At 42.8% G+C, this 1,426-nt stretch carries 2 protein-coding genes; both read right to left on the bottom strand.

What is annotated here, in order from left to right:
- Nucleotides 1-31: 31 nt before the first annotated feature.
- Entirely contained in the window at nucleotides 32-874 is an 843-nt protein-coding gene (locus QQ041_RS20265; RefSeq protein ID WP_285954927.1) for an IS3 family transposase, read from the bottom strand.
- On the bottom strand, nucleotides 871-1,380 hold the full coding sequence (locus tag QQ041_RS20260; RefSeq protein WP_353057844.1) for a helix-turn-helix domain-containing protein: 510 nt from the start codon (nucleotides 1,378-1,380) through the stop codon (nucleotides 871-873). The genes QQ041_RS20265 and QQ041_RS20260 overlap by 4 nt, the downstream gene beginning before the upstream one ends.
- Nucleotides 1,381-1,426 lie beyond the last annotated feature (46 nt).

Here is a 1,426-nt window from a genome sequence, read left to right as displayed (position 1 = left end):
TGAACTGACCCCGTAAAGTTGGACATTTCTGTTAAGCGGCTTTCAAGGCCTGAGTTCGATATTCTATCGGAGTCAGGCCTTTTAGTTTCACTTTTATACGTTTGGTATTGTAGTACTCGATGTATTCTTTAATTTGCTCTATCAGAGCATCTGCATCTTCAAAGCTTTGGTTGTGATACATCTCTGTTTTGAGTAAAGCAAAAAAGTTTTCAGCAACCGCATTATCCAAGCAGTTACCTTTTCTCGACATGCTTTGTGTTAACCCACTCTCCGCTACCTTTTTTTGATACTGTCGATGGCGATATTGCCAACCTTGATCGCTATGTATAATTGGCTTTGAGTTGGGTTTAAGCTTTGATATGGCTTCCGTCAGCATATCCGTGACTAGCGGCAAGCAGGCACTTTTGGCCACTCTATAAGCAACCACTTCCTGAGTAAACAAGTCGACAACGGGAGACAAGTATACTTTCTGCTCTTTGACTTTGAACTCCGTGACATCAGTTACCCACTTTTCGTCGGGTTGAGTCGCACTAAAATCTCTTTCAAGCACGTTGGGAGCAGCTGTTCCAGACTCTCCTCGGTATGAACGATACTTTTTAATCCTGACCGTCGATTTAAGGTTGAGCTGAGCCATAAGCCTTTGAACCGTTTTGTGGTTAAGCACGAACCCCTGATTTTTTAATTCCAAGTGAATACGGCGGTAGCCGTATCGGCCCTTATGCTCATGATAAATTGACTTTATCAACCGCAGCTCACGTTCGTAGCTATTTGGGCACTTGCTCGTTTGAGCCTGATAATAAAAGACACTTTTTGCCAGCTGTAGAGTGTGCAGTAGGTGCTTCAACGGGTACTTGCCTTTAAGAGTTAGAGCTATGACCGCTTTTTCTTTGTTCGACGGTTTTTTTCCTGCTCCAACTCTTCCAACTTTTTTAGAACGGCATTCTCGGTTCGTAAGTAAACCAACTCCTCTTTTAGCTCCTCAAGCGTCATTTCATTATCAGGCTTAGTGGTACGTTGAGGTTGCTGTTTCATTGAGGGTCTTCCTTTCTGGCGCATTTTGAGCCCTTTGATACCGAGCTCATTAAATCGTTTGAGCCAGACTGAGAGTATCCCAGGGGATGAGAGGTTTAATACTGCGCTAGTGTGCGTGAGAGACCATTCATTCGTCCACATTAAATTCAATGCTTTTCGTTTTGTCTGAGCAGTAGCCACATGGTTAGTTGGTAAAAATGAATCAGTACCATGGATGGCAAAGACTTGAGCCCAATACCGTATCTGTCTTGAAGAAATTGAATATTGTTTTGCTAAGTAGAGAGATGACGTGCCATCTAAGTATTGCTTAGCAATGATACATTTTAGCTCTCGGCTATATTTGGACATAAAAAGACCCCCAATAATTGGTGTCCAACTATTGGGGGTCAGTTCA

The sequence above is a fragment of the Vibrio sp. TMPB1044 genome, from assembly GCF_030442075.1.
Lineage (GTDB): Bacteria > Pseudomonadota > Gammaproteobacteria > Enterobacterales > Vibrionaceae > Vibrio > Vibrio satsumensis.
Note: the sequence above shows the minus strand (reverse complement) of the source record. Positions and strands in the feature narration are given on the sequence as shown.